Below are 21,296 nucleotides of genomic sequence, written 5' to 3'. Positions count from 1 at the left end.
TTCTGCTGATCGGCGCGGGCGACTACCCGGTGGTCCCGGCACAAAACGCCGTGCGGGTCCCCGGGTGGGGCTGGCATGCTCGTCGCCATGCTGATCAGGGACGCCGACACCGGGGACTGGCCGGGGATCTGGCCCTTCCTGCGGGAGATCGTCGCGGCCGGGGACACCTTCACCTGGCCCCGGGACGTGACCGAGGAGCAGGCCCGGCAGATGTGGATGCCGCCGCCACCCGGCCGGACGGTCGTCGCGGTCGGCCAGGACGGCACGGTGCTCGGCTCGGCGAAGCTCCTGCCGAACCAGGCCGGGCCGGGGGCGCACGTGGCCAATGCCAGCTTCATGGTCGACCCGGCCGCCGCCGGTCGGGGGGTCGGCCGCGCCCTCGGCGCGCACGTGCTCGACCTGGCCCGCGCCGACGGCTACCGGGGGATGCAGTTCAACGCGGTGGTCTCCACCAACACCCGGGCGGTCGGGCTGTGGCGGTCGCTCGGTTTCGAGGTGGTCGGCCGGGTGCCGGAGGGCTACCACCTCCCCGACGGCCGTTACGTGGACCTGCTGGTGATGTACCGACCCCTCGGAACGCACCTCCGGCCTTGACCTTCATCGATGGAATTGTGCTCAAGTCTTGCGCACGTTCCGCCCCGCGCGGCAGTCGGCCGGCACCTCCGGCGCGATGCTTTCTGCATCGACGTCGGTGAACGTCACCCACCAACCGCACGTCGGCAAACCTGAACGGGGGATCGCGCTCCGCCAGCCCGGGTGCCGGCGGAGCGCGATCAGGGGACGCCCGCGGCCACCCCGCCCGCTCAGGTCCGCGTCGACCAGAGCCTGGGCCGGTTGACCGGACCGTCGACGGCCGCCATCGCCAGACCGATCGCGAAGAACATCACCGACAGGTTGATGTCGGTGTAGCCGTAGAACGGGGTCACCCCCAACGCCACCACGGGCACCGCACTGAGCCAGACACCCCCCGGCGAGACGGCGGTGGCCAGCCGCCGCGCCACGACGAGGAAGAACAGCACCAGCGCCAGGAGCGCGGGAATGCCGTGGCTGTACATGATCAGCCAGATCTGGCCCTGCGTACCGAGTGGCTCCGCCACCTTGATGGTGTCCACGAACTGCGGGGCGCCGTACCCCAGCAGCGGTGACTCCGCGACGGCGACGAGCGTGCGGCGGTAGATGTCCAACCTGTCGGTGGTCGAGTCGGTGTTCTCCACCCGGTTGCTGATCAGGTCGCCGACCGGCACGAAGAACGTCACCAGGACGGCCAGGACCGCCACCCCCGCGATGGAGGCGATGATGCGCACGTCGCCACGGAGCAACGCGCGCACGCCGACGTAGCACAGCCCGATGCCGACCCCGACGAACATGCCCCGGTTCAGGGTGAGGAAGGCCGGCACCAGCGCCAACGGCAGCGACACCATCAGCGCGGTCCGCATCAGCCCCCGCCGGAAGGACGTGATGTACGCCAGCACACACGGCACCATCACCGCGAAACCGGTGCCCCAGTTGTTGGTGTACGGGTACGGCGCCGCCGTCCGGTAGTACGGGTTACGACTCAACGGGTTGTGCTCGGTGGCCTTGAGGTGGGTCAACGCCTGCACCATCCGCTCCGCCGAGATGCTGCGGGGCAGCAACATCTCGACCGGGGTGGTCAGGGAGAGTTTAGGCGCGATCACCGCGAGCCAGCCCAGAGCCACCACCGTCAGCCAGAACAGGCAGAGCGGATGGAACAACGCCTGCCACGACACCCCGTTCCGGGCGGCGTTGTAGACGTAGAGGTAGACCACGAACGCCGCCACCACGAACCCGAACCGCAGCACGTAACCGACCAGCCCGTTGCCGCCGAGCCGGAGGAAACTGAGCGCGATCAGCGCCACCAGCAGCATCCAGAGCGCGGACCCGGTGGGCAGGCGTACCCGGCCGTGGACCAGCAGGACCGCCGCCAGCACCACCGCCAACGGCGCCCAGAGCAGGTAGAGCCCGCCGAGCAGCCACCAGACCAGCGCCAGCCCGAACATCAGGTACAGGGGCCAGACCGGCAGGCCGGGACGACTGGACGGCTCGGCGTCGGGGTCGACCGGGGGCCGGGCCCCGATCGGCGGCGTCGGACGGGGAGCGGTCACAGGAGGCAACCTATCCCGCGCCCGACAGCCGGACCACAGTGCCGGTCGTCGGGCGGGCGTACCGGGACGTCCCGCCGGGCGTGGGTGCCGCCACGCCCCGGCGACGTCGACTCAGCGGGGCAGATCGTCCCGCAGGTCGGTGACCCGCCGTTCGAGGCGGTCGACCGCGTTCTCGTTGTTGAGGAAGGTGCTGATGCCGGCGGCCAGGGCCAGGGCGAGCAGCACGGCCAGGATGCTCAACACCAGGCCGCCGATCGCGACCCCGCGTCCGGTCACTCCGGGTCGCGTGGCCATCCGCAACCCGACCACACCGAGGACGATGCCGATGATGCCGAGCACCAGACCGACCGTCGCCAGGATCGCGGTCAGCACGCTGATCAGCGCGGAAACGCCGAACACCAGGGCGAACGTCGCCGCCGCGCTGGTCTTCACGCCAGCCGCGGGCTGGGCCTGTATCGGGTGGTCGGGCGGTCGGGGAGCGCCACGGACGGGTCGCTTGGACGTGGTCATGTCTGTCCTTTCCTCGTGTTCACCGCAAGCCTCTCGGCGCGGCGGATCCCCGTTGCGGTGACGCTTATGCGTCCGGGCCCCGGGTGCGCCGCCACCAGCAGCGGGGCCGATCCGGCGGCGTCGGCGGGTGTGGCCCGATCCGGCGGCGTCGGCGGGTGTGGGCCGGGGCCCGCCGGGTACCCGGGCCGTGAACCCGAGAGGAGGACGACCAGTGAATCTCACCGAACAGCAGATCCGTTCGCTGTACGGCCAGGACGTCCAGGACCGGTCGGGCGCCCGGATCGGCAGCGTGGGCCAGGTGTGGGCCGACGCCGCCGGGGAGCCCACCTGGGTCAGCGTGAAAACGGGTGTCATGGGGCATCACGAGTCGATGGCCCCGCTCACCACGGCCCGGATGCAGGAGGGCCGTCTGTCGGTGCCATACGACAAGGCGACCGTCAAGAGCGCGCCGACGGTCGACGCCGGCACCGACGAACCACTGGGCGCCGACCAGATCGCCCAGCTCTACACGCACTACGGCATGGGCCAGCAGTCGGCGCCGAAGCCGAAGCCGCAGCCGCCCAAGCCGGGACCGCAGGGGCGTCGTGCGGCGCACGACCAGCAGGACCTCATCCGCTCCGAGGAGCGGCTGCGGGTCGGCACGGAGAGCGAGCCGGCGGGCACCGCCCGACTGCGCAAGTACGTCGTCACCGAGGACGTGCACACCACCGTGCCGGTCGAGCACGACGAGGTGCGGGTGGAGCGCACGCCGATCACCTCGGCCGACCGGGACGCGCGCCCGGACATCGGCGAGGCGGAGCGGGAGCTGACGCTGCGGCGTGAGCACCCGGTGGTCCGCAAGGACCAGATCCCGGTCGAGCGGGTCCGGCTGGCCCGGGACGAGGTCGTCGAGGACCAGCCGATCGACGAGCGGGTACGCCGCGAGCGGATCGACGCCGAGATCCCGCAGGCAAGTCGCCGGCGCGCCTGACCGACGCCGGCACCTCGCGCCCTGAGTCGGGTGTGAGGAGGGGCCCCCTGCTCACCAGAAAGCGTGAGCAGGGGGCCCCTGCAGGCACCTCAGCCACCGAGCACGCGCAGGGCACCTCAGCCGCCGAGCGCACCCCCCGAACGCCCCTCGTGCAGGGTGAGGTTGCGCCCGTTCGTCGGGTCGAACAGGTGGATCTTCTCCAGGTTGAACCAGACCCGCCGGTTCTCCCCCTCGGTCACCGTCGACTCGGCCGACAGCCGGGTCACCAGACTGGAGCCGGCTCCCGCGAAGTCCGCGCCGCTGTCGGCGGCCAGCTCCTCCAGCTCGGCCGCGCTGGCCCGCTCCCCCTCGACGGTGAAGTAGACGTACTTGTCGGAGCCCATCGACTCGACGATGTCGACCGGCGCCTCGAACTCCATGCCCCGCTGACGGGTGTCGTCGTCGACCAGTTCGGCATCCTCGAAGTGCTCCGGTCGGATGCCGAGGTTGACCTGGAAGGCGCCGTTGCCGGACTGGAACTCCAACCGGACCGGGTCCTCGGTGGCGTTGCTGAACGACGCGGAGACCACCCCCGAGGTGGCCAGCCGCTTGAGCTGTTCGAGGGCGCGCACCGCGCCGGCGTCCAGCACGGCCTTCTCGCCGTCGGAGCTGACGATCTCGCCGCCCGCGCTGGCGACCATGGTGTTGTAGAGGACGACCAGGCCCTCGTACTGCGCGCCCATGGTGAGCACCTGGTACGGCTTGCCCTGGTCCTTCAGCGCGCGGGCCTGCTCGATCATCTCGTCCCAGGTTCTCGGCGGCTGCGGCACCAGGTCGGCGCGGTACCACAGCAGCTGGACGTTGGTGTTCTTCGGCGCGGCGAAGAGCTTGTCCTCGTAGCGGGCCGTCGCCAGCGGGCCCTCCAGGGTGCCCCGCTCGACCTCGGCCCGGTCCTCGCCGGTCCACTCCCGGATCCAGTCCGCGCTGGCGAACTCCTGGGTCCAGGTCACGTCGAGGCCGAGCACGTCCATGCCGCTGTCCTGCGCGGCGAGCCGCCGGACCATCTGCACCCGCTGCTCGTCGGCCTGTCGCGGCAGCACCTGGTACGCGATGCGGTACCGGCCCTGCGCCTGGGCGTTGCAGTCGTCGACCACCTTCTGCAGGTTCTGCTCGGGCGGGTAGTACAGGTTGATCGTCGGCGGTCCACCGTCCCCGCCGGAACTGCACGCGGCGGTCGGCGCCAGCAGCGTCAACGCGGTGGCCACCGCCACCGCGCGGGCCCGGGACCGGCGCCGGACGCCGGCACCGTCAGGCTCGCTCATTCGCCCCTCCCCCTCTCCTACGGCCGTACCGGGGAGGGAAACCGCGCCCCGGCGCGCGGCGAGACGATGCGGGACGGCAGCGGTTGCGGATCGCAGTCGCCCCGCGGGCGTTTCGTGGCCCCTCACTGCCCGTAACGTCGCGTAGCGAAACCTGAGTGATCCCGGTCCCCTGATAACCGGACAGGAGCGGACGAAACCTCAGACCTGCGGGGCGTTCCGGAGGCGTCTACGCTCGGCCGATGGACGTCACCTTCTTCTTCGACCCGGCCTGCCCGCACACCTGGCGCACCTCCCGGTGGCTGGTGACCGTGGGTCAGGCGCGCGACCTGCGGATCGAATGGCGGGCGTTCAGCCTCGCCATCCTCAACGAGGGGCGGGTCGCCCTGCGGTTCGCCGAGGCGCTCGCCGCCTCCGGCCGGGCCCTGCGGCTGGTCGAGGCGCTGCGCGCCGAGGGACGCGGCGACGACATCGCCCGCTTCTACGCCGAACTCGGCGCGCGTAGCCACGACGTCGGCAGCCCGCTGGCCGACCCGGCGGTCACCGGGGCGGTCGAGGCGGCCGGTCTCCAGGCGGACGCGCCAGCCCTCGACGACGACCGCTGGGACGAGGCGGTACGGCAGTCGCACGCGCTGGCGTACGCGTCGGCGGGCCCGGACATCGGCTCGCCGGTGCTGACCCTGCCGGACGCCGACCGGGGCGTGCACGGGCCGATCGTGACCGAGGTCCCCGGCACCGACGAGGCCCTGCTGCTGTGGGACTCGCTGCTCCCGCTGGTGCGGATGCCCGCCTTCCACGAGATCAAGCGGGGTCGGCGGTGACCGCCGCCCCCGGCCGGGCCCCGCAGCGGGTCTCCGGGGGAGGCGAGTCGCCGCTCGCCCGGTTCAAGGACCTCTGCCTGGACGCCGTCGACCCGCACGCCCTCGGTGACTTCTGGGCCCGGATCCTCGGCGGCGACCTGGTCGACCTGCGCGACGGGGACACCCGCGTCGACGGACGACCCGGCCGTCCCGGACCGGAGTCGATCTGGGTCAACCGGGTCCCGGAACCGCGTACCGGCACGACACGTGTCCACCTGGACCTGCGGATGGACCGGCCCGACCCGGGCGGCCTGCTGGCGGCCGGGGCGCGGCTGGTCCGGGAGCCCGACGACGAGGTCGCCTGGTGGGTGCTCGCCGACCCGGACGGCAACGAGTTCTGCGCCTTCGCGCCCCGGCCGGACACCGCGCCCGGTCCGTTCGAGAGCACGCCCGGCCCGTTCGAGCTGGTCGTCGACGCCCGGGACGCCACCGCCCAGGCGACCTGGTGGGCGGGGGTGCTCGGCGGACGGGTCGACCACGACGGCGACGGAGCCGCCTCGGTCGTCGGCGCTGCCGGCTTCCCCTGGGAGTACTGGGTCTTCGCCCCGGTGCCCGAACCGAAGTCGGTCAAGAACCGGCTGCACTGGGACGTCGACCTCACCGGCGCCGACTGCACGGCGCTGCTCGACGCCGGGCGACCCTGCTGCGCGAACCGGACGACGACATCGACTGGTGGATCCTGGCGGACCCGGAGGGCAACGAGTTCTGCGCCTTCGCCCCGCAGCGCTGAGCGGCGCCCCCTCGCCGGCCCGAACGGTGGATGATCGCGGAATCGTCCGTCCCGCGCGCCTCCGGTTGGGCAGGATCCCAGCAGAGGAGGTGCCGACGTGCAGGACACCCGCGCTCTCGCCCTGACGTTCGAGGTGAGCGGCCTGCCTCCGGTCCGGGCCGAGGCCCTCTCGATCCTCGCCGCCGGTCACCGGCAGGCGGTCCGGGTACGCACCCTGCTCCAGGCCGCCTGCGCCGCCGCGCAACGCACCGGCTGGACGCCCCTGACCGGGCCGGTGGAGGTCGACCTGGCCCTGCGCTGCCCACCCGGGCACCGCACCGCGGACGTCAGCACCCTGCTCGGTGGGGTCTGCGCCGTCCTCGCGGACAAGAAGCGCGTCTCGACCATCGGCCTCGCCCACCTGGGTGTGCTGGTGGACGTCGCCCTCTACACCGACGACCGGCAGATCCGTCGCCTGGCGTACACCGAGGAGCCGGCGGAGGATTTCTCCTATCGGGTACGGGTCGCCGAGATACCGACCGTGGTTTGACCGACGCCCGCGGTGGGGTACCGCGGACGCCGACGAAGGGAGCGCCGATGTCGGAGCCACACGTCACCCTCGACCCGAGAGGGCTGGACCCGGTTCAGCAGAAGCTACGCGGGCCGCTGGAGGAACAGCTCACCTCGGCGTTGCAGGCCGCCACCGGACGGGTCCGCGCCGACTACGCCGGTGAGCCGGTCGAGCAGGTCTGCCAGCGGCTGCTGGACGAGACCCGCGCCGGGCTGCACCCGGACATCGCCGCCGGCTTCAACCCGGACATGGACGAGTTCTGCCGGGTCGCCGTGGCGATCGTCCGCGGCGACGAGGGCTGACCCTCAGCCCTCTGACCCTCAGCCCTCGATCGGCGTGGGCTGAGTCCGGCACCGGGCAGCGGCGACCGGCAGGGCCAGCCCCGGCTCCCCGCGCCGGTCGCGCCGCCGCTGCCCGGGCACCGTGGCCACCTCCACCGCGTACTCGCGTACCAGGGCCGGTAGCCGGTAACCGTCCGACCCGGCCCGGCTCGCCAGGTGGGTCTCGACCAACTCCTCCAACGCCCGTCGCGCCCGCGCCGGGGAGACACCGAGCTGCGCCGCCGCCCCGTCCGGCACCGCCGGTTCGTCCGGCGCACCGCCCAGCATCTCGACGATCCGGCCGGCCACCTCGTCCCCGGCCCGGACGGCGGCACACGCGGTGGCCAGCCGCTCCCGCACCGACAGGTCGTCACAGGCCAACCAGTCGAGCCGGTGCCGGCCGTCACGAAGCCGCTCCACCAACGCCCTGACCGGCGACTCCGGCCGGCCAGTCAGGCGCGATCCGACGATCCGCACGGCCAGCGGCGACCCGGCGCAGATCCGTAGCAGGCCAGTGGTGGCCTGGGGATCGTCGTCCAGCCGGTCGCGGCCCACGAGTGCGCCGAGCAGGGTCCGCGCCTCGTCGGGCAGCAGGCCGTCGACGGTCACCTGCGGTACCCCGTCGAGACTGGGCAGGTGCCGCTGCCCGGCCACGATCAACGCCGGGCCGGGCCCTGCGGGCACCAACGGGCGTACCTGGGCGGCCCGGGTGACCCCGTCCACCACCAGGAGAATCCGCCGGTCGGCCACCAGCGAGCGGAACCGGCCGACCCGCTCGTCGGCGCACTCCTTGACATCGGCGGGCGGGACACCGAGCGCCCGCAGCACCCGCCCGAGCACCTCCTCCGCACCCACCGTCGGCCGGTAGCCCAGGTCGACGAAGACCTGACCGTCCGGGAAGTCGGCGGCCACCGTGTGGGCCGCGCGTACCGCGAGGGCCGACTTGCCGTAACCGACCGGCCCGGAAACGACCACGGCGGCCGGCGTCCCGCCGGTCACGGCCGCCACCACGGCCGCGACCTCAGCGGTACGCGCCACGAAAGTCACCAGGTCCGCCGGGAGTTCCCTGGGCACCGGAGCGCCCCTTCCGACCGGTGGCGACTCGCCAGTCGGGGCGGGCATCGCGCCGGCCGGCACCGTCAGGTCCGGTGACCGGTCGAGCATCGCCCGGTGCAGGGCGACCAGCTCCTCGCCCGGCTCGAGACCGAGCTGCTCGTCGAGGATCGACCGGGCGTCCCGGTACGTTGTCAGCGCCGCCGTAGTGTCGCCACAGCGGTAGAGGGCCAGCATCAGCTGCGCCCAGGCGCGTTCCCGGAGCGGGTGGGCGGCCAGGTGCTGACGGAGGCCGGCGAGGAGGTCGGCGTGCTCGCCGAGATCCAGCCGGGCCTGGGTCAGCTCCTCGAAGACCTGGAGGCGCTGCTCCTCCAGGGTCGCCCACCGGTTGTCCAGCGCCGTGCCGGTCGGCAGGCCGGAGCCGGCAGGCCCACGCCAGAGGGCGAGTGCCTCGGTGAGCTGCCGGACCGCAGTCACCGGATCTGCGGAGGCGAGACTGGCCCGCCCCTCCCCGGCCAGGCGCTGAAATTCCGTCACGTCCAGCCCGGCGAGCCGCAGTTCGTACGCGTGGGAACGGGCGATGATCCGCTCACCGAGGGCCTGGCGGAGCGCGGAGATGTGCGAACGCAGGTTCGCCACCGCCGAGGCGGGCGGAAAGTCGCCCCACACCATCCGGGCCAGCCGGTCCAGTGGCACCGGACGATTGGCCTCCAGGGCCAGGGCGGCGAGTGTCGCCCGTTGCTTGGCACCGCCCGCCTTGACGGACTGGCCGTCAACGCTCAGCTCCACGGTGCCCAACAGTCGAATCTGAAGTTGCATGTCACCGCTCCCCCGTTGAACCTTGAAAGCGAGCGGCGCCGGCGGCCGGTGCAGGACGATCTTCTCCTTCACCGCGGTGGCGGTGACGTCGTAGACGACGTCCGCGCCACCGGCCACACCCGGGTAGGTGACCGTCGAGCCGGCGACCCGGGGCGTGACGCCCTTCGCCGCGCCCACCAGGCCCAGCTCGACACTGCGGCCCTGCTGCTCGAACCGCACCAGATCGTCGGAACTGTTCCCGAAGAGACTGGTGAAGCTGTTCGTCGTGTTGCCCTGCACGTAGCCGTCACGTCCGGTCGGCCGGACCCGGGTGTCGATCGACTGCCAGCGGCCCTTCGCGTCCCGGTAGTGCAACGGCGCGGCCGAGATCTCCGCCTGGAGGCGACCGTCGGAGAGCTGGTACACCCGGCTCGTGGCGGTACGCCGGTCGGTGATCTCCCGGACGCGCTTCTGCGCCGGCCACACCTTCCCCGGCAGGGCCTTCTCGTGCACCGCCAGCCCGGCGGTGACCGGCTCGGTCCGGCCCCGGGAGCCGCCGTCGACCAGGTTCCGGGCCGCCTTCCCGAGCTGGTCCAGAAGGCCCTCGTCGTGCCCGTCGGCACTCGCCGTGCTCTGCGGCCGGTCCCGGGCCGCCATGGTCACCACCCCGCCGAGTGTGGCCACCAGGGCCAGCACCAGCACCAGCACCAGGATCAGGGGTCCCCGAACCCTCGCCCTCACATCACTCTCCGTCCACCAGCCCGTTACGACGAGTGGAGAGTAGGAATGACGTATATACAAGCACCTATGGCCGCACTATGGGCACCGGGAAAAGAGGTCGCCTTCGCGCGCCGCCGCGGCAGGAAATCCGGAAAGGAGATTCGGAAATAGAATCGGTCAGGACCGGGTCCGCAACTCCCCGGTCCTGACCTCAGCCGTCCGGCGTGGCAGCGGTTTCCGCCTACCGGACCCACGGGTGTGGCACGACACCCGGTGCAGGGTCCTGTGGCGAGCCGGCCCGCATGCACTCAGCTCCACGGTGCTCCACCACCGGACTGCTGTCGCGTCTCCGGCTCACCCCGACGAGCCGTCAACGCGGCCCCAAGACTAGGCAGAGAACGATTCATCGGACAAGGAGATCCGATCGCGTGAAATGGTGATCGACGTCTACCGCGAAAACCGGCAGGTCGATGTAACAAAATCGGTCGCCCCGACGCTGCTCGTGGTTGGGAACAGCACCCGTGACAGTTCTGAAGAAAGTGGCCAGCGATTCTACGATCGCACGTCCCCGGCCGGGAACCGCCACCATCCCGGAATTCAGAAGTGCCGGAGCAGGTCGGGAAAGGCGGTGAGGTGCAGCACCCGGTCGTCGGCCGGGTCCACCTCGTCGTGCTCCAGCACCCAGGTGTTGTCGTTCGGGATGAACACCGCGCTCATCCCGGCCGCCCGGGCCGGCAGGATGTCCGACTTCGGCGAGTTGCCGATCATCCACGCCACCGCCGGGTCGAAGGGGTGGTCTCGCGCCAGCCGGCGGTAGGTCTCCGCGTCCTTCTCCATCACCACGTGCGCGGCGCGGAAGTGGTGCAGCAGGCCGGAGGCGTCCAGCTTGCGCTGCTGCTCCTCCGGGTCGCCCTTGGTGAGCAGGAGCAGTTCGTGCCGCCCGGCCAGTTCGTCGAGGGTCTCGGCGACGCCCGGCATCAACTCCACCTCGTGGTGCGCCAGGGCCGCCGCGAGGTCGTCGATCTCCCGGCGCTCCCGCTCGGTGGCCGGACGCTCCCGCAGCCGCTCCAGGCACTCGGCGAGGCTGCGCAGGAAGACCTTGCTGCCGTACCCGTGGACCACCGTGTTGGCCCGCTCGATGTCGTCGAGGATGGCCCGGATCTCGACCCGGTCGAGGGTGGGATGGTCCACCCAGCCCAGGAAGTCGTCGATGACCCGCTCGAACAGGACGTTGTTCTCCCAGAGTGTGTCGTCGGCGTCGAAGACGAGCACCCTGCCGTGGTGACGCTGTCCCTGGTCCACGTTCCACCCCTCCCGCATGCGGCCCGGACACCGTACTAGCCGGGACCGACCCGACTCATCCCCGTTTCGGGCCGCACGCGGGTCCTCAGCGGCGCAGGGTGAGGATCAGGTCGGCGACCAGGGCCGTCCAACCCGTCTGGTGCCACGCGCCCAGCCCCGCGCCGTTGTCGCCGTGGAAGTACTCGGGGAAGGCGATCAGGTCCCGCCAGTCGGGGTGGGTCTGGAAGAGCTGGCAGGCCCCGTAGATCGGTCGCCGTCCCCAGCCGTCCCGGGTGAACAGCGCGATCAACCGGGCGGAGAGGTCGTCGGCGATCTCGTCGAGAGTGCGCTTCACCCCGGAACCGGTCGGGTACTCGACCTGGAGGTCGTCGCCGAAGAAGCCGGCGTAGTCCCGCAACGCGCTGATCAGCAGGAAGTTCGTCGGCATCCAGATCGGCCCGCGCCAGTTGGAGTTGCCGCCGAACAGTCCGCTGGTCGACTCGGCCGGCTCGTAGCCGACGCTGAACTCCTGCCCGCCGAGGGTGACCGAGAACGGGTGGTCGGCGTGGGCGCGGGAGAGGGTGCGCAGCCCGTACTCGGAGAGGAACTCGTCGGGATCGAGCATCCGGGTCAGCAGCCGGACCACCTGCTCCGGACCGACCATCGACAGCAGGCGCTGCTGCCCGCCGTCCGGGCCGATCCGGCGGGCGCCGACCACGTCGGCGTACTCGGGGCGGTTGGTGAGGAACCAGCGCAGCCGCGCGTTCAGTTCCGGCAGGCGGCGCAGGGTCCGCGCGGTGAGCCGGGTGGTCGCCGCCAACGGCAGCAGCCCCACCACCGACCGGACCTTCAGCGGCACCTTCGTGCCGTCGGCCAGCCGCAGCACGTCGTAGAAGAACGCGTCCTCGGCGTCCCAGAGCCCCTGGTCGTACGCGGCGGCGGCGATGTAGGCGAAGTGCTCGAAGAACTTCGTGGCGACGTCCACGTAGGCCCGGTCCCGCTCCGCGAGGATGATCGCCATGTCGAGCAGGTTCAGCGCGTACATGCCCATCCAGCCGGTGCCGTCGGACTGTTCCAGCACCCCGGCCACCGGCAGCGCGGCCGACCGGTCGAACGGGCCGACGTTGTCCAGCCCGAGGAACCCGCCCTCGAAGACGTTGCTGCCGCCGGTGTCCTTGCGGTTGACCCACCAGGTGAAGTTGAGCAGCAGCTTGTGCAGCACCCGGGCGAGGAACTCGTGGTCCCGGCTGCCGTCGATCTCGAACACCTTGAGCGCCGCCCAGGCGTGCACCGGCGGGTTCACGTCGCCGAACGCCCACTCGTACGCCGGGATCTGCCCGTTGGGGTGCATGTACCACTCGCGCAGCAGGAGCAGCAACTGTTCCTTGGCGAAGCCGGGGTCGACCCGGGCGATGCTGACACAGTGGAACGCCAGGTCCCAGGCGGCGTACCAGGGGTACTCCCACGGGTCCGGCATGGAGATGACGTCGAAACTGTTCATGTGCCACCAGGCGCTGTTGCGCCCGTGCCGCCGTCCGGCCGGTGGCGGGGTGGAGCCCGGGTCGCCGTCGAGCCACCGCTTCACGTCGAAGTGGTAGAACTGCTTGCCCCACATCAACCCGGCGATGGCCTGCCGGGCCACCAGGGCCTCGTCCTCGCTCGCCCCGGCCGGGATGACACCGGCGAAGAACCGGTCCGCCTCGAACCGCCGGGTCCGCAGCGTCGCCTCGAAGTCGGCCCCGAGGTCGAGGGCCGGGACGGGGGTGCCACCGGGCGGCGGCGCGGTCCGCGTCAGCCGCAGCCGGATCTGCCGCTGCCCGCCGGCCGGCACGTCCAGCACGTAGTGCAGCGCGCCCTTGGTGCCGGTGCGGTCGGGGTTGACGGTGTCGGCCCCGTCGACCACGTGGTCGTTGATGCCGTCCTTCGGGTAGCGGGACCGGCCCGGCAGTCCCCAGAGCCGCTCGGCGTTGCTCTCGTTGTCGCAGAGCAGCGGGGTGGGCGTGCCGTCCCCGGCGAGCACGAGCTGACCGAGCACCCGGTGCTCACCGACCAGCCGGCCGTCCGCGCCGGCCATGGTCGGCATCCGGTCGCTGCCGGGCAGCCCCCACGACCAGGTGTTACGGAACCAGAGGGTGGGCAGCACGTGCAGCTGGGCGGCCCGGTCGCCCCGGTTGGCCACCGTGACCACCATGCACAGGTCGGTCGGGGACGCCTTGGCGTAGTCGACGGTCACCGCCCAGTACCGGTCGTCGTCGAAGATGCCGGTGTCGACCAGCTCGTACTCGGTGTCGTCCCGGCTGCGCAACGCGTTCACCGCGACCAGTTCGTCATACGGGAAGGCGGCCTGCGGGTAGTGGTAGCGCCAGCGCATGTAGGAGTGGGTGGGGGTGGAATCCTCGTACCACCAGTAGTCCTTGGCGTCCTCGCCGTGGTTGCCGCCGTCGCCACCGAGGCCGAACATCCGCTCCTTGAGGATCGGGTCCCGGCCGTTCCAAAGTGCCAGCGCGAAGCAGAACGTCTGCCGGTCGTCGCAGACGCCCGCCATGCCGTCCTCGCTCCACCGGTACGCTCGGGACCGCGCGTGGTCGTGGGGAAAGTAGTCCCACGCCGTACCGTGTTCGCTGTAGTCCTCCCGCACCGTCCCCCAGGCCCGTTCGGAGAGATAGGGACCCCATGCGCGCCAGTCCTGCTCCCCCGAGTCGGCCCGGGTCAGGCGGCTCCGCTCGGCGTCGGGAGACGGCGGGATGGGAGGGGACACGTCAGTGATCACCTGCACATCTTTAACGCCGCGCGGCCACTTGACCACCGCGGCCACCGTCGTCGTGGCGTGTAGCACGTCGCTGCTGGAGGAAAGTTGATCGACATCGGTTTCGGTCCGCAGGTCTGTGGCGACCTCACCGGCGGGGCCACCCGCGAGTGGCTGGTGCCCGACGGCCGGGGCGGGTACGCCATGGGCACCCTCAGCGGGCTGCGTACCCGCCGCTACCACGGGCTGCTGGTGGTGGCCGGCGAGACCCCGGCGACCCGGCGGGTCGGGCTGGCCAGCCTGGACGCGTCGGTGCTGCTCCCCTCCGGCGCGCGGGTGCGCCTCGGCACCCACGAGTGGTCCTCCGGCGAGGTCGACCCGCGCGGGTACGAGCTGCTGGAGCACTTCGCCCTGGTCGACGGCCTGCCCCGCTGGCGCTGGCGGATCGGCGACGTGGTGGTCGAGCGGGAACTGGCCATGCTGCCAGGTCAGCCCTGCGTGGCGGTGGTGCACCGGTTGGTGTCCGGTCCGCCGGTCCGCCTGGAGCTGGCGGCGGTCTGCACCTGGCGGGACGCACACGGCGAGCGCCGCGCGGACGGCCCCGCGCCCCGGATGGAACCGGTCGACGGCGGGGCCGTGATCGAGGGCGCGTTCCGCCTCGCCGGTCCGGACTGGACGCCCGAGGGCCAGTGGTGGCTGGGCGTGCACCACCGGGAGGAGGCCGCGCGGGGCCTGACCTGCGAGGAGGACCTCTGGTACGCGGGCCGGTTCGCCGGGCGGTTCGAGCGCCCCGGCGACACGGTCTCCGTGCTGGCGTGGGCCGACCAGCTCGACTGGCAGCCGCCACCGGCGACCGAGGTGGTGGCGACCGCCCGGCGACGCAACCGGCGGGTGGTGTCCGCCGCCCGACCGGCCGACGCGGTGGAGGCGACGCTGACCCTGGCCGCCGACGCGTTCGTGGTCCGCACCGACCGGGCACCGGTCGACGTGGTCGCCGGCTACCCGTGGTTCGGGGCGTGGTCGCGGGACACGATGATCTCGTACGAGGGGCTGTTCCTCTGCACCGACCGGGCCACCGAGGGCCGGGAGCTGCTGCGGTCGTACGCGGCGACCCTGTCCGAGGGGATGTTGGCGAACACCGCCGACACCGGGCGGGTCGAGTACAACACGGTCGACGGGACGCTGTGGTTCCTGCACGCGGTCGCCCGGCACGTCGCCGTCACCGGGGACACCGACCTCGCCGACGAGCTGCTGCCGGCGCTGCGCGGGGTGGTCGACGCGCACCTGGCCGGCACCCGGTACGGCATCGCGGTTGATCCGGCCGACGGGCTGCTCACCCAGGGTGGCACCCCCGGCACCGCGCTGACCTGGATGGACGCCCGGGTGTACGGGGTGCCGGTGACCCCGCGTACCGGCAAGCCGGTCGAGGTGAACGCGCTCTGGGTCAACGGGCTGGCCGGGCTCGCCGAGCTGACCGAGCTGGCCGGGCAGGACGCCGGGGAGCTGCGGCGACTGCACGAGCGGGCGAGGACCGCGTTCCGGGAGCGGTTCCCCGCCCCGACGGGCTGGCTGTACGACGTGGTGGACGGGCCCGCGCCGACCTACCCGTTGGGCGGTGCACCGCACCACGACGACGACCTGCTCCGCCCGAACCAGCTGCTCGCCTGGTCGCTGCCGTACGCGCCGCTGGAGCCGGACGAGGCGACGCTGCGCCGGGTGGCGGCCGGGCTGCTCACGCCGCTGGGCCTGCGCAGTCTCTCCCCCGACTCCACCGGCTTCTCCGGGCGGCACCGGGGCGGACCGGCCGAGCGGGACGGCGGGTACCACCAGGGGACGGTCTGGCCGTGGCTGCTCGGCCCGTACGTGGACGCCTGCCGGCGGAGCAAGCTTTCAGTTGATGAGGTTTTCATGGCTATTGAGGCACATTTGACCGAATATGGCCTAGGCTCGGTCAGTGAAACGGCTGACGGCCTGCCGCCGCACGGCGCGACCGGCTGCCCGTTCCAGGCATGGTCGGTCGCCGAACTGCTGCGCTGCCGGCGCACCCGATAGGGCCGCTTTACAGAGCCGCAACGGCGATGTCGCCGCGGGTTATCGAGCCGGCGGCAGGATTGGCTCCGACCAGGGCGCGGTGACGGGATTCCGGGCAGCGGAGGCCGTCGCCGCGCGCAGGGGACAACTCCAGGGGGCAGCATGTCACCGAACGCCGATGTGATCGACATCCACCCCGCCCGGCAGCAGCGGGTGCTGATGCTCTCGTGGGAGTACCCGCCGGTGCTCGTCGGTGGACTCGGCCGGCACGTGCACGCCCTCTCCGTGGCCCTGGCCGCCGCCGGTCACGAGGTCACCGTGGTCACCCGGCACGCCGAGGGCGCGCCGTTGGAGGAGTACGCCGAGGGGGTCCGGGTCCTGCGCGCCCCCGAGGACCCGGTGGCCTTCCCCCTGGCCACCCCGGCCCTGCTCGCCTGGACGATGGCGTTCAACCACACGCTCACCCGCACCGCGCTGCGCGCCGCCGAGTCCGGCGAGTACGACGTGGTGCACGCCCACGACTGGCTGGTCGCACACACCGCCGTCACCATCAGCGAGCACCTCGACCTGCCCCTGGTCACGACGATCCACGCCACCGAGGCCGGCCGGCACCAGGGCTGGCTGCCCGAGGAGATGAACCGCACCATCCACGGCGTCGAACACTGGCTCAGCACCTCGTCGGCCCGGGTGATCGCCTGCTCGGGCTACATGCGCGACCAGGTCACCACCCTCTTCGACGTCCCCGCCGGCCGGGTCGACGTGGTCCCCAACGGCGTGGACGCCCGCGCCTGGCAGGCCCGCCCCCGCGCGGTCACCGCCGCCCGTGCCCGGTTCGCCGCCGACGGTCCCCTGGTCGGATACGCCGGCCGCCTCGTCTACGAGAAGGGCGTCCAGCACCTGGTGGAGGCCGTGCCGCACCTGCGCCACCGGCACCCCGGCCTGCGGGTGGTGATCGCCGGGGACGGCCCGTACAAGGACGAGCTGCGGGCCAGAGTGGACGACCTGGGGCTGACCGACACGGTCCGCTTCACCGGCTTCCTCACCGAGTCGCAACTGCCGGCGATGCTCGGGGCCACCGACGCGACCGTGGTGCCCAGCCTCTACGAGCCGTTCGGCATGGTCGCGCTGGAGGCGGCGGCGGCCGGCGCGCCCCTGGCGGTGGCCGCCACCGGCGGGCTCGCCGAGATCGTCGAGCCGGGCGTGACCGGGATGACCTTCCCGCACAGCGACCCCGACGCCCTGGCCGGGGCGGTCGACCGGCTCGTCGGCGACGAGGTCTTCGCCCGCCGGGTGGCCCGCCGCGCCCGCACCATGGTCGGCGAGCGCTACGGCTGGCAGACCATCGCCGCCTCCACCGCCGCCAGCTACGCCACCGCCTGCCGGGAACACGTGCCGCTGCGGGTCCGCCGGACCGCCACCCCGCTGCCCGGCGTACGGCCGAAGTTCGCCATCCCGGAGGGCAACCTGCTCGCCGTCTGACCTCCTCGGCAGGGGGCCGTTCAGCCGGACGCGCGCGGGTCACCGTCGCAGGTACGGTTCGGTGCCGGCCGGCGCAGGTGCTCGACGTAGGCCATCGCGACGGTCACCGCCACCGGCACGGCGAGCGCCCACCACGTGCCGTACACGGCTCCGACCACGATGGCCACCGGAATGCCGAGTCCCAGCGCCAGGCAGCCCGCCAGAACTCCGGGTGGCATGTCCTCGTCGGCTTCGGCAGGAGCCTCGGCGGACGGCAACTGCGGACGGGGCGCCGGAAGGTCGGCGAAGATCCTCAGCAACTCGGTCTGGTCGACCGCCTGCTCACATGCCGCGACCCTGCGCGCGAACCCGTCGGCGTCCAGTCGTTCCGCGTCGAGATGAACCTGGAGGGCGTCCCGGGCCACCTGACGCTCGGGGCACCGATACGCAGGGCCGGTGGGGGGTAGGTTCCGGGCCCGTCGGCGTTGGTCACGGCGGGAGCGTAGCGACGCGACCGGGCCGGGGCGAGGGGAGTCCGAGGGCCCCGCCTGGCAGCGACAGGGCGCGCCGGATCGCGGCGCGGGCCGTCACCCGCCCCGGGACCTGGGCGGGGCGACCAGTTCCACTGACGACGGACGAGAACCCGACAGGCACAATGTCACCCGGGTGCCGTAACTTGTCGATCACGATCTCCGGGGAGGATGACCGACATGATGGGACCGTCGCACGCGCTGTCCGGCGCGGCGGTGTGGCTGACCGGGTCGTTGGCGCTGGAGCACTTCGCCGGCTACGAGCAGTCCACCCTGGCGCTCGCCGTGGGCACGGCGGTCTGCGCGGGTGGCGCGCTCTTCCCCGACCTCGACCTCTCCGGCAAGGTGACCCGTAACCAGGGTGGCGCGACCGTCGCCCGCACCTTCGGGGTCTTCTCGCTCTTCGTGGCCGAGGTGATCGAGAAGCTGTCGCTCGGCGTCTACTACGCCACCAAGCTCAGCCGTGACCCGAAACGCAGCAACGGGCACCGGACGCTGACCCACACCCTCCCGTTCACCGTGCTGGTCGGCTGGGGCACCACCGCGCTCTGCGCCGCGTACGGCAAGTGGGCCGTGGTCGGCATCCTGTTCTTCATGATCGGCCTGGCGCTGCGCGGTCTCTTCGACCGGTGGGCGGAGCGGGCCGGCTGGGTGATCGTCACGCTGACCTCGGCCGCCGCCGCCTGGTACACCTTCGCCAACCTGCCCGGCGACCGGGGGTACCCGCTGATCGGCCTCGCCGTCGGGGTCGGCTGTTTCGTGCACATCCTCGGCGACATGGTCACCAAGGCCGGGGTGCCGATCCTCTGGCCCATCCCGATCAAGCGCCGGATGTGGACGATGATCGGCCTGCCCAACGGCATTGCACTGCGCGCCGGCAGCAAGACCGAGGTCGTGGTGGTCCGCTCGGTGCTCACCGTGATCTCGGTCCTCGCCGCCATCGGCCTGGTCGCCCCCTCGGTGCTGGACCGCTTCACCACCGAGGTCTGAGCCGAGGACCGCGTCAGCGGCCGCCGATACCGTGATTTCTGTCGAACGGGCACGCGCCGCTTGCCCCTTGGTTAGATAACTGTCAAGCTAGGCGCATGTCGGCTCCTTCCGCCCGCGAAACCACGGTGACGCGCGACTGCTGCCCCTCACTGGGGGCACAGGCGCTCGCACCGCAGGTCGCCGGCGAACTCGCCCCCCTGTTCAAGGCGCTCGGCGATCCGGTCCGCCTCCGTCTGCTGTCGCTGATCGCATCTAACCCCGAGATCTGCGTCTGCGACCTGACCGGCGCGTTCGACGTCACCAGCGCGACCATCTCCCATCACCTGCGGGTGCTCCGCGAGGCCGGCATGGTCGACACCGAGCGGCGCGGCACCTGGGTCTACTACCGGGCCCGCCGGCAAGCGCTCGCCCTGCTGGGCAACCTGCTCACCGGCACCGCGCCGACGCCGGCCCCCTCCGGCGTTCCCGGCCCCCTCCCGGCGGACGACAGCCGTCCATCCGCAGATCAGGTTCCACTGATATCAGCCAAACCTGATGTTGTGCGGCTGCTGGCCGACCCGCTGCGGGCGCGGATCGTGCAGATCCTCGCCGACGGCCCGGCCACCACCTCGCAGCTGGTCGCCGACACCGTCGCCAAGCAGCCGAACGTGTCCGGGCACCTCAAGCAGTTGCGCGAGGCCGGTGTCGTGGTCGCCGAGCCGCGCGGCCGGTTCACCTACTACCGCCTCGTCCCCGAGGCCCTCCAGGGCGCCGCCCTGCGCCTCGCCGACCTCGCCGCCCACGCCCGGGCCACCTCCGACACCCTCAGGACCTGCTGACATGACCCACACCGCCACCGCCAGCGGCGAAGCGCCACCGGCAGTCGTCGCGCGCCTGTCCCGCCTGGACCGGTTCCTGCCCCTGTGGATCGGCCTGGCCATGGCCGCCGGGCTGCTGCTCGGCCGGCTCGTGCCCGGTCTGGACACCGCGCTGGAGGCGGTGGCGATCGGCGGCATCTCCCTGCCGATCGCCGTCGGCCTGCTGATCATGATGTACCCGGTCCTCGCCAAGGTCCGCTACGACCGGCTCGACACGGTGACCGGCGACCGTCGCCTGCTCCTGTCGTCGCTGCTGCTCAACTGGGTGCTCGGTCCGGCCGTCATGTTCGCCCTCGCCTGGACCCTCCTGGCCGACCATGCCGAGTACCGCACCGGCCTGATCATCGTCGGGCTCGCCCGCTGCATCGCCATGGTCATCATCTGGAACGACCTGGCCTGCGGCGACCGGGAGGCCGCCGCCGTCCTCGTCGCGCTCAACTCGGTGTTCCAGGTCCTCGCGTTCGGCCTGCTCGGCTGGTTCTACCTCTCGGTGCTGCCGGGCTGGCTCCACCTCGACGGTGCCCGGCTGGAGGTCTCCGGCTGGGAGATCGCCGGCAACGTGCTGGTCTTCCTGGGCGTCCCCCTGCTGGCCGGCTACCTGACCCGTCGCCTCGGCGAACGGGCCCGAGGCCGCGCCTGGTACGAGTCGTCCCTCCTGCCGAGGATCGGCCCGGTCGCCCTCTACGGCCTGCTGTTCACCATCGTCATCCTGTTCGCGCTCCAGGGCGACGCCATCGCCGACCGACCGTGGGACGTCGCGCTGATCGCGGTGCCACTGCTCGCCTACTTCGCGATCATGTGGGCCGGCTCCTACGCCCTCGGCCGCGCCATCGGCCTGGGTTACGAACGCACCACCACGCTCGCGTTCACCGCCGCCGGCAACAACTTCGAACTCGCCATCGCCGTGGCGATCGGGACCTTCGGCGTGACCAGCGGCCAGGCTCTCGCCGGGGTGGTCGGTCCGCTCATCGAGGTCCCCGTGCTCGTCGCCCTCGTGTACGTGAGCCTCGCCCTGCGCCAGCGCCTCTTCCCCGCCACCAACCGATAGGGAGCCCCGGTGTCCGACAAGCCCAGCGTCCTGTTCGTCTGCGTCCACAACGCCGGCCGTTCCCAGATGGCCGCCGGATGGTTGCGCCACCTCGCCGGGGACCGCGTCGAGGTGCGCTCCGCCGGATCCGCCCCCGCCGACCAGGTCAACCCCGCCGCCGTCGAGGCCATGCGCGAGGTCGGCATCGACATCACCGACCAGAAGCCCACACTGCTCGGGTACGACACCGTGGAGTCCTCCGACGTCGTCATCATGATGGGCTGCGGCGACGTCTGCCCGGTCTTCCCGGGCAAGCGCTACGAGGACTGGAAGCTCGACGACCCCGCCGGCAGGGGCGTCGACGCCGTCCGTCCGATCCGCGACGGGATCAGGGCCCGCGTCGAGGAGTTGCTCGCCGGCCTGCTCCCGGCCGACCGGCCGTGA

Annotated in this window: 19 protein-coding genes and 1 pseudogene; 13 read left to right on the top strand and 7 right to left on the bottom strand. The window is 72.2% G+C overall.

Annotated elements, in window-relative coordinates; all coding sequences use genetic code 11:
• Positions 1-87 precede the first annotated feature (87 nt).
• Entirely contained in the window at positions 88-594 is a 507-nt protein-coding gene (locus GA0074694_RS19525) for a GNAT family N-acetyltransferase (RefSeq protein ID WP_218105731.1), read from the top strand.
• Positions 595-803: 209 nt separating this feature from the next.
• Here the strand turns inward: GA0074694_RS19525 and GA0074694_RS19520 are convergent, their stop codons facing one another.
• Together GA0074694_RS19520 and GA0074694_RS19515 are read right to left on the bottom strand one after the other, a co-directional pair.
• Positions 804-2,123, bottom strand: coding sequence for an O-antigen ligase family protein (locus GA0074694_RS19520; protein ID WP_245714802.1), 1,320 nt, complete (start codon positions 2,121-2,123; stop codon positions 804-806).
• Positions 2,124-2,234: 111 nt separating this feature from the next.
• Positions 2,235-2,633 carry a DUF4190 domain-containing protein gene (locus GA0074694_RS19515; RefSeq protein WP_091460487.1) on the bottom strand — a complete coding sequence of 133 codons (399 nt, stop codon included), beginning with the start codon at positions 2,631-2,633 and terminating at the stop codon, positions 2,235-2,237.
• A gap of 211 nt (positions 2,634-2,844) precedes the next feature.
• On the opposite strand from GA0074694_RS19515, the gene GA0074694_RS19510 reads away from it, so the two are divergent.
• The gene (locus GA0074694_RS19510; protein WP_091460485.1) at positions 2,845-3,603 is read left to right on the top strand and encodes a YsnF/AvaK domain-containing protein; all 759 of its coding nucleotides are present in this window, start codon (positions 2,845-2,847) and stop codon (positions 3,601-3,603) included.
• Between the two features lie 116 nt (positions 3,604-3,719).
• Here GA0074694_RS19510 and GA0074694_RS19505 read toward each other — a convergent pair whose 3' ends face one another.
• Positions 3,720-4,904, bottom strand: coding sequence for an extracellular solute-binding protein (locus GA0074694_RS19505; protein WP_245714801.1), 1,185 nt, complete (start codon positions 4,902-4,904; stop codon positions 3,720-3,722).
• A gap of 239 nt (positions 4,905-5,143) precedes the next feature.
• On the opposite strand from GA0074694_RS19505, the gene GA0074694_RS19500 reads away from it, so the two are divergent.
• The 4 genes from GA0074694_RS19500 (at position 5,144) to GA0074694_RS19485 (ending at position 7,343) form a co-directional block, all read left to right on the top strand.
• Positions 5,144-5,722 (top strand): DsbA family protein, encoded by a 579-nt coding sequence (locus tag GA0074694_RS19500; protein ID WP_091460482.1) that lies wholly within the window; start codon positions 5,144-5,146, stop codon positions 5,720-5,722.
• Positions 5,719-6,525: a VOC family protein gene (locus GA0074694_RS19495; RefSeq protein ID WP_176738010.1), complete on the top strand. Its 807-nt coding sequence runs from the start codon at positions 5,719-5,721 to the stop codon at positions 6,523-6,525. Before GA0074694_RS19500 ends, GA0074694_RS19495 begins: the two co-directional genes overlap by 4 nt.
• 63 nt (positions 6,526-6,588) lie before the next feature.
• On the top strand, positions 6,589-7,020 hold the full coding sequence (locus GA0074694_RS19490) for a RusA family crossover junction endodeoxyribonuclease (protein ID WP_091460480.1): 432 nt from the start codon (positions 6,589-6,591) through the stop codon (positions 7,018-7,020).
• 47 nt (positions 7,021-7,067) lie between these two features.
• The gene (locus tag GA0074694_RS19485) at positions 7,068-7,343 is read left to right on the top strand and encodes a hypothetical protein (RefSeq protein ID WP_091460478.1); all 276 of its coding nucleotides are present in this window, start codon (positions 7,068-7,070) and stop codon (positions 7,341-7,343) included.
• Between the two features lie 18 nt (positions 7,344-7,361).
• On the opposite strand, the gene GA0074694_RS19480 is transcribed toward GA0074694_RS19485, so the two are convergent.
• The 3 genes from GA0074694_RS19480 to GA0074694_RS19470 form a co-directional block, all read right to left on the bottom strand.
• The gene (locus GA0074694_RS19480) at positions 7,362-9,953 is read right to left on the bottom strand and encodes an AfsR/SARP family transcriptional regulator (protein WP_245714800.1); all 2,592 of its coding nucleotides are present in this window, start codon (positions 9,951-9,953) and stop codon (positions 7,362-7,364) included.
• Between the two features lie 576 nt (positions 9,954-10,529).
• The gene (locus GA0074694_RS19475) at positions 10,530-11,252 is read right to left on the bottom strand and encodes an HAD family hydrolase (protein WP_091460475.1); all 723 of its coding nucleotides are present in this window, start codon (positions 11,250-11,252) and stop codon (positions 10,530-10,532) included.
• A 67-nt stretch (positions 11,253-11,319) separates the two neighbouring features.
• Complete coding sequence (locus GA0074694_RS19470; RefSeq protein ID WP_245714799.1) at positions 11,320-13,983, bottom strand: MGH1-like glycoside hydrolase domain-containing protein; 2,664 nt, start codon at positions 13,981-13,983, stop codon at positions 11,320-11,322.
• Between the two features lie 84 nt (positions 13,984-14,067).
• Between GA0074694_RS19470 and GA0074694_RS19465 the strand changes: the two genes are divergently transcribed.
• Together GA0074694_RS19465 and GA0074694_RS19460 are read left to right on the top strand one after the other, a co-directional pair.
• Positions 14,068-16,011, top strand: a complete 1,944-nt coding sequence (locus GA0074694_RS19465) for an amylo-alpha-1,6-glucosidase (protein ID WP_091460473.1) — start codon at positions 14,068-14,070, stop codon at positions 16,009-16,011.
• Between the two features lie 141 nt (positions 16,012-16,152).
• Positions 16,153-17,469 carry a glycosyltransferase family 4 protein gene (locus GA0074694_RS19460; protein ID WP_091460470.1) on the top strand — a complete coding sequence of 439 codons (1,317 nt, stop codon included), beginning with the start codon at positions 16,153-16,155 and terminating at the stop codon, positions 17,467-17,469.
• Positions 17,470-17,489: 20 nt separating this feature from the next.
• Here the strand turns inward: GA0074694_RS19460 and GA0074694_RS19455 are convergent, their stop codons facing one another.
• Complete coding sequence (locus GA0074694_RS19455; RefSeq protein ID WP_091460468.1) at positions 17,490-17,873, bottom strand: DUF1707 domain-containing protein; 384 nt, start codon at positions 17,871-17,873, stop codon at positions 17,490-17,492.
• 285 nt (positions 17,874-18,158) lie between these two features.
• Here GA0074694_RS19455 and GA0074694_RS19450 point away from each other — a divergent pair, with 285 nt between their 5' ends.
• From GA0074694_RS19450 to GA0074694_RS19435, 5 genes and pseudogenes are all read left to right on the top strand, one after another.
• Positions 18,159-18,968, top strand: a complete 810-nt coding sequence (locus GA0074694_RS19450; RefSeq protein ID WP_091463410.1) for a metal-dependent hydrolase — start codon at positions 18,159-18,161, stop codon at positions 18,966-18,968.
• Between the two features lie 95 nt (positions 18,969-19,063).
• A pseudogene (locus tag GA0074694_RS33020) lies at positions 19,064-19,423 on the top strand (ArsR/SmtB family transcription factor); the annotation flags it as partial.
• A gap of 84 nt (positions 19,424-19,507) precedes the next feature.
• Positions 19,508-19,786, top strand: coding sequence for an ArsR/SmtB family transcription factor (locus GA0074694_RS33015; RefSeq protein ID WP_245715011.1), 279 nt, complete (start codon positions 19,508-19,510; stop codon positions 19,784-19,786).
• 1 nt (position 19,787) lies between these two features.
• Positions 19,788-20,873, top strand: coding sequence for an ACR3 family arsenite efflux transporter (arsB, locus tag GA0074694_RS19440; protein WP_091460464.1), 1,086 nt, complete (start codon positions 19,788-19,790; stop codon positions 20,871-20,873).
• A gap of 9 nt (positions 20,874-20,882) precedes the next feature.
• Positions 20,883-21,296 (top strand): arsenate reductase ArsC, encoded by a 414-nt coding sequence (locus GA0074694_RS19435; RefSeq protein WP_091460461.1) that lies wholly within the window; start codon positions 20,883-20,885, stop codon positions 21,294-21,296.

Origin of the sequence: Micromonospora inyonensis, from assembly GCF_900091415.1 — a bacterium.
GTDB lineage: Bacteria > Actinomycetota > Actinomycetes > Mycobacteriales > Micromonosporaceae > Micromonospora > Micromonospora inyonensis.
This window is presented reverse-complemented; position numbering and strand designations above follow the sequence as displayed.

Excerpts from the sequence above, each read along its gene's own strand:
- GA0074694_RS19525 (WP_218105731.1), top strand. The coding sequence starts at position 88 with ATGCTGATCAGGGACGCCGACACCGGGGACTGGCCGGGGATCTGGCCC.
- GA0074694_RS19515 (WP_091460487.1), bottom strand. The coding sequence starts at position 2,633 with ATGACCACGTCCAAGCGACCCGTCCGTGGCGCTCCCCGACCGCCCGAC.
- GA0074694_RS19505 (WP_245714801.1), bottom strand. The coding sequence starts at position 4,904 with ATGAGCGAGCCTGACGGTGCCGGCGTCCGGCGCCGGTCCCGGGCCCGC.
- GA0074694_RS19500 (WP_091460482.1), top strand. The coding sequence starts at position 5,144 with ATGGACGTCACCTTCTTCTTCGACCCGGCCTGCCCGCACACCTGGCGC.
- GA0074694_RS19485 (WP_091460478.1), top strand. The coding sequence starts at position 7,068 with ATGTCGGAGCCACACGTCACCCTCGACCCGAGAGGGCTGGACCCGGTT.
- GA0074694_RS19475 (WP_091460475.1), bottom strand. The coding sequence starts at position 11,252 with ATGCGGGAGGGGTGGAACGTGGACCAGGGACAGCGTCACCACGGCAGG.
- GA0074694_RS19460 (WP_091460470.1), top strand. The coding sequence starts at position 16,153 with ATGTCACCGAACGCCGATGTGATCGACATCCACCCCGCCCGGCAGCAG.
- GA0074694_RS19450 (WP_091463410.1), top strand. The coding sequence starts at position 18,159 with ATGATGGGACCGTCGCACGCGCTGTCCGGCGCGGCGGTGTGGCTGACC.
- arsB (WP_091460464.1), top strand. The coding sequence starts at position 19,788 with ATGACCCACACCGCCACCGCCAGCGGCGAAGCGCCACCGGCAGTCGTC.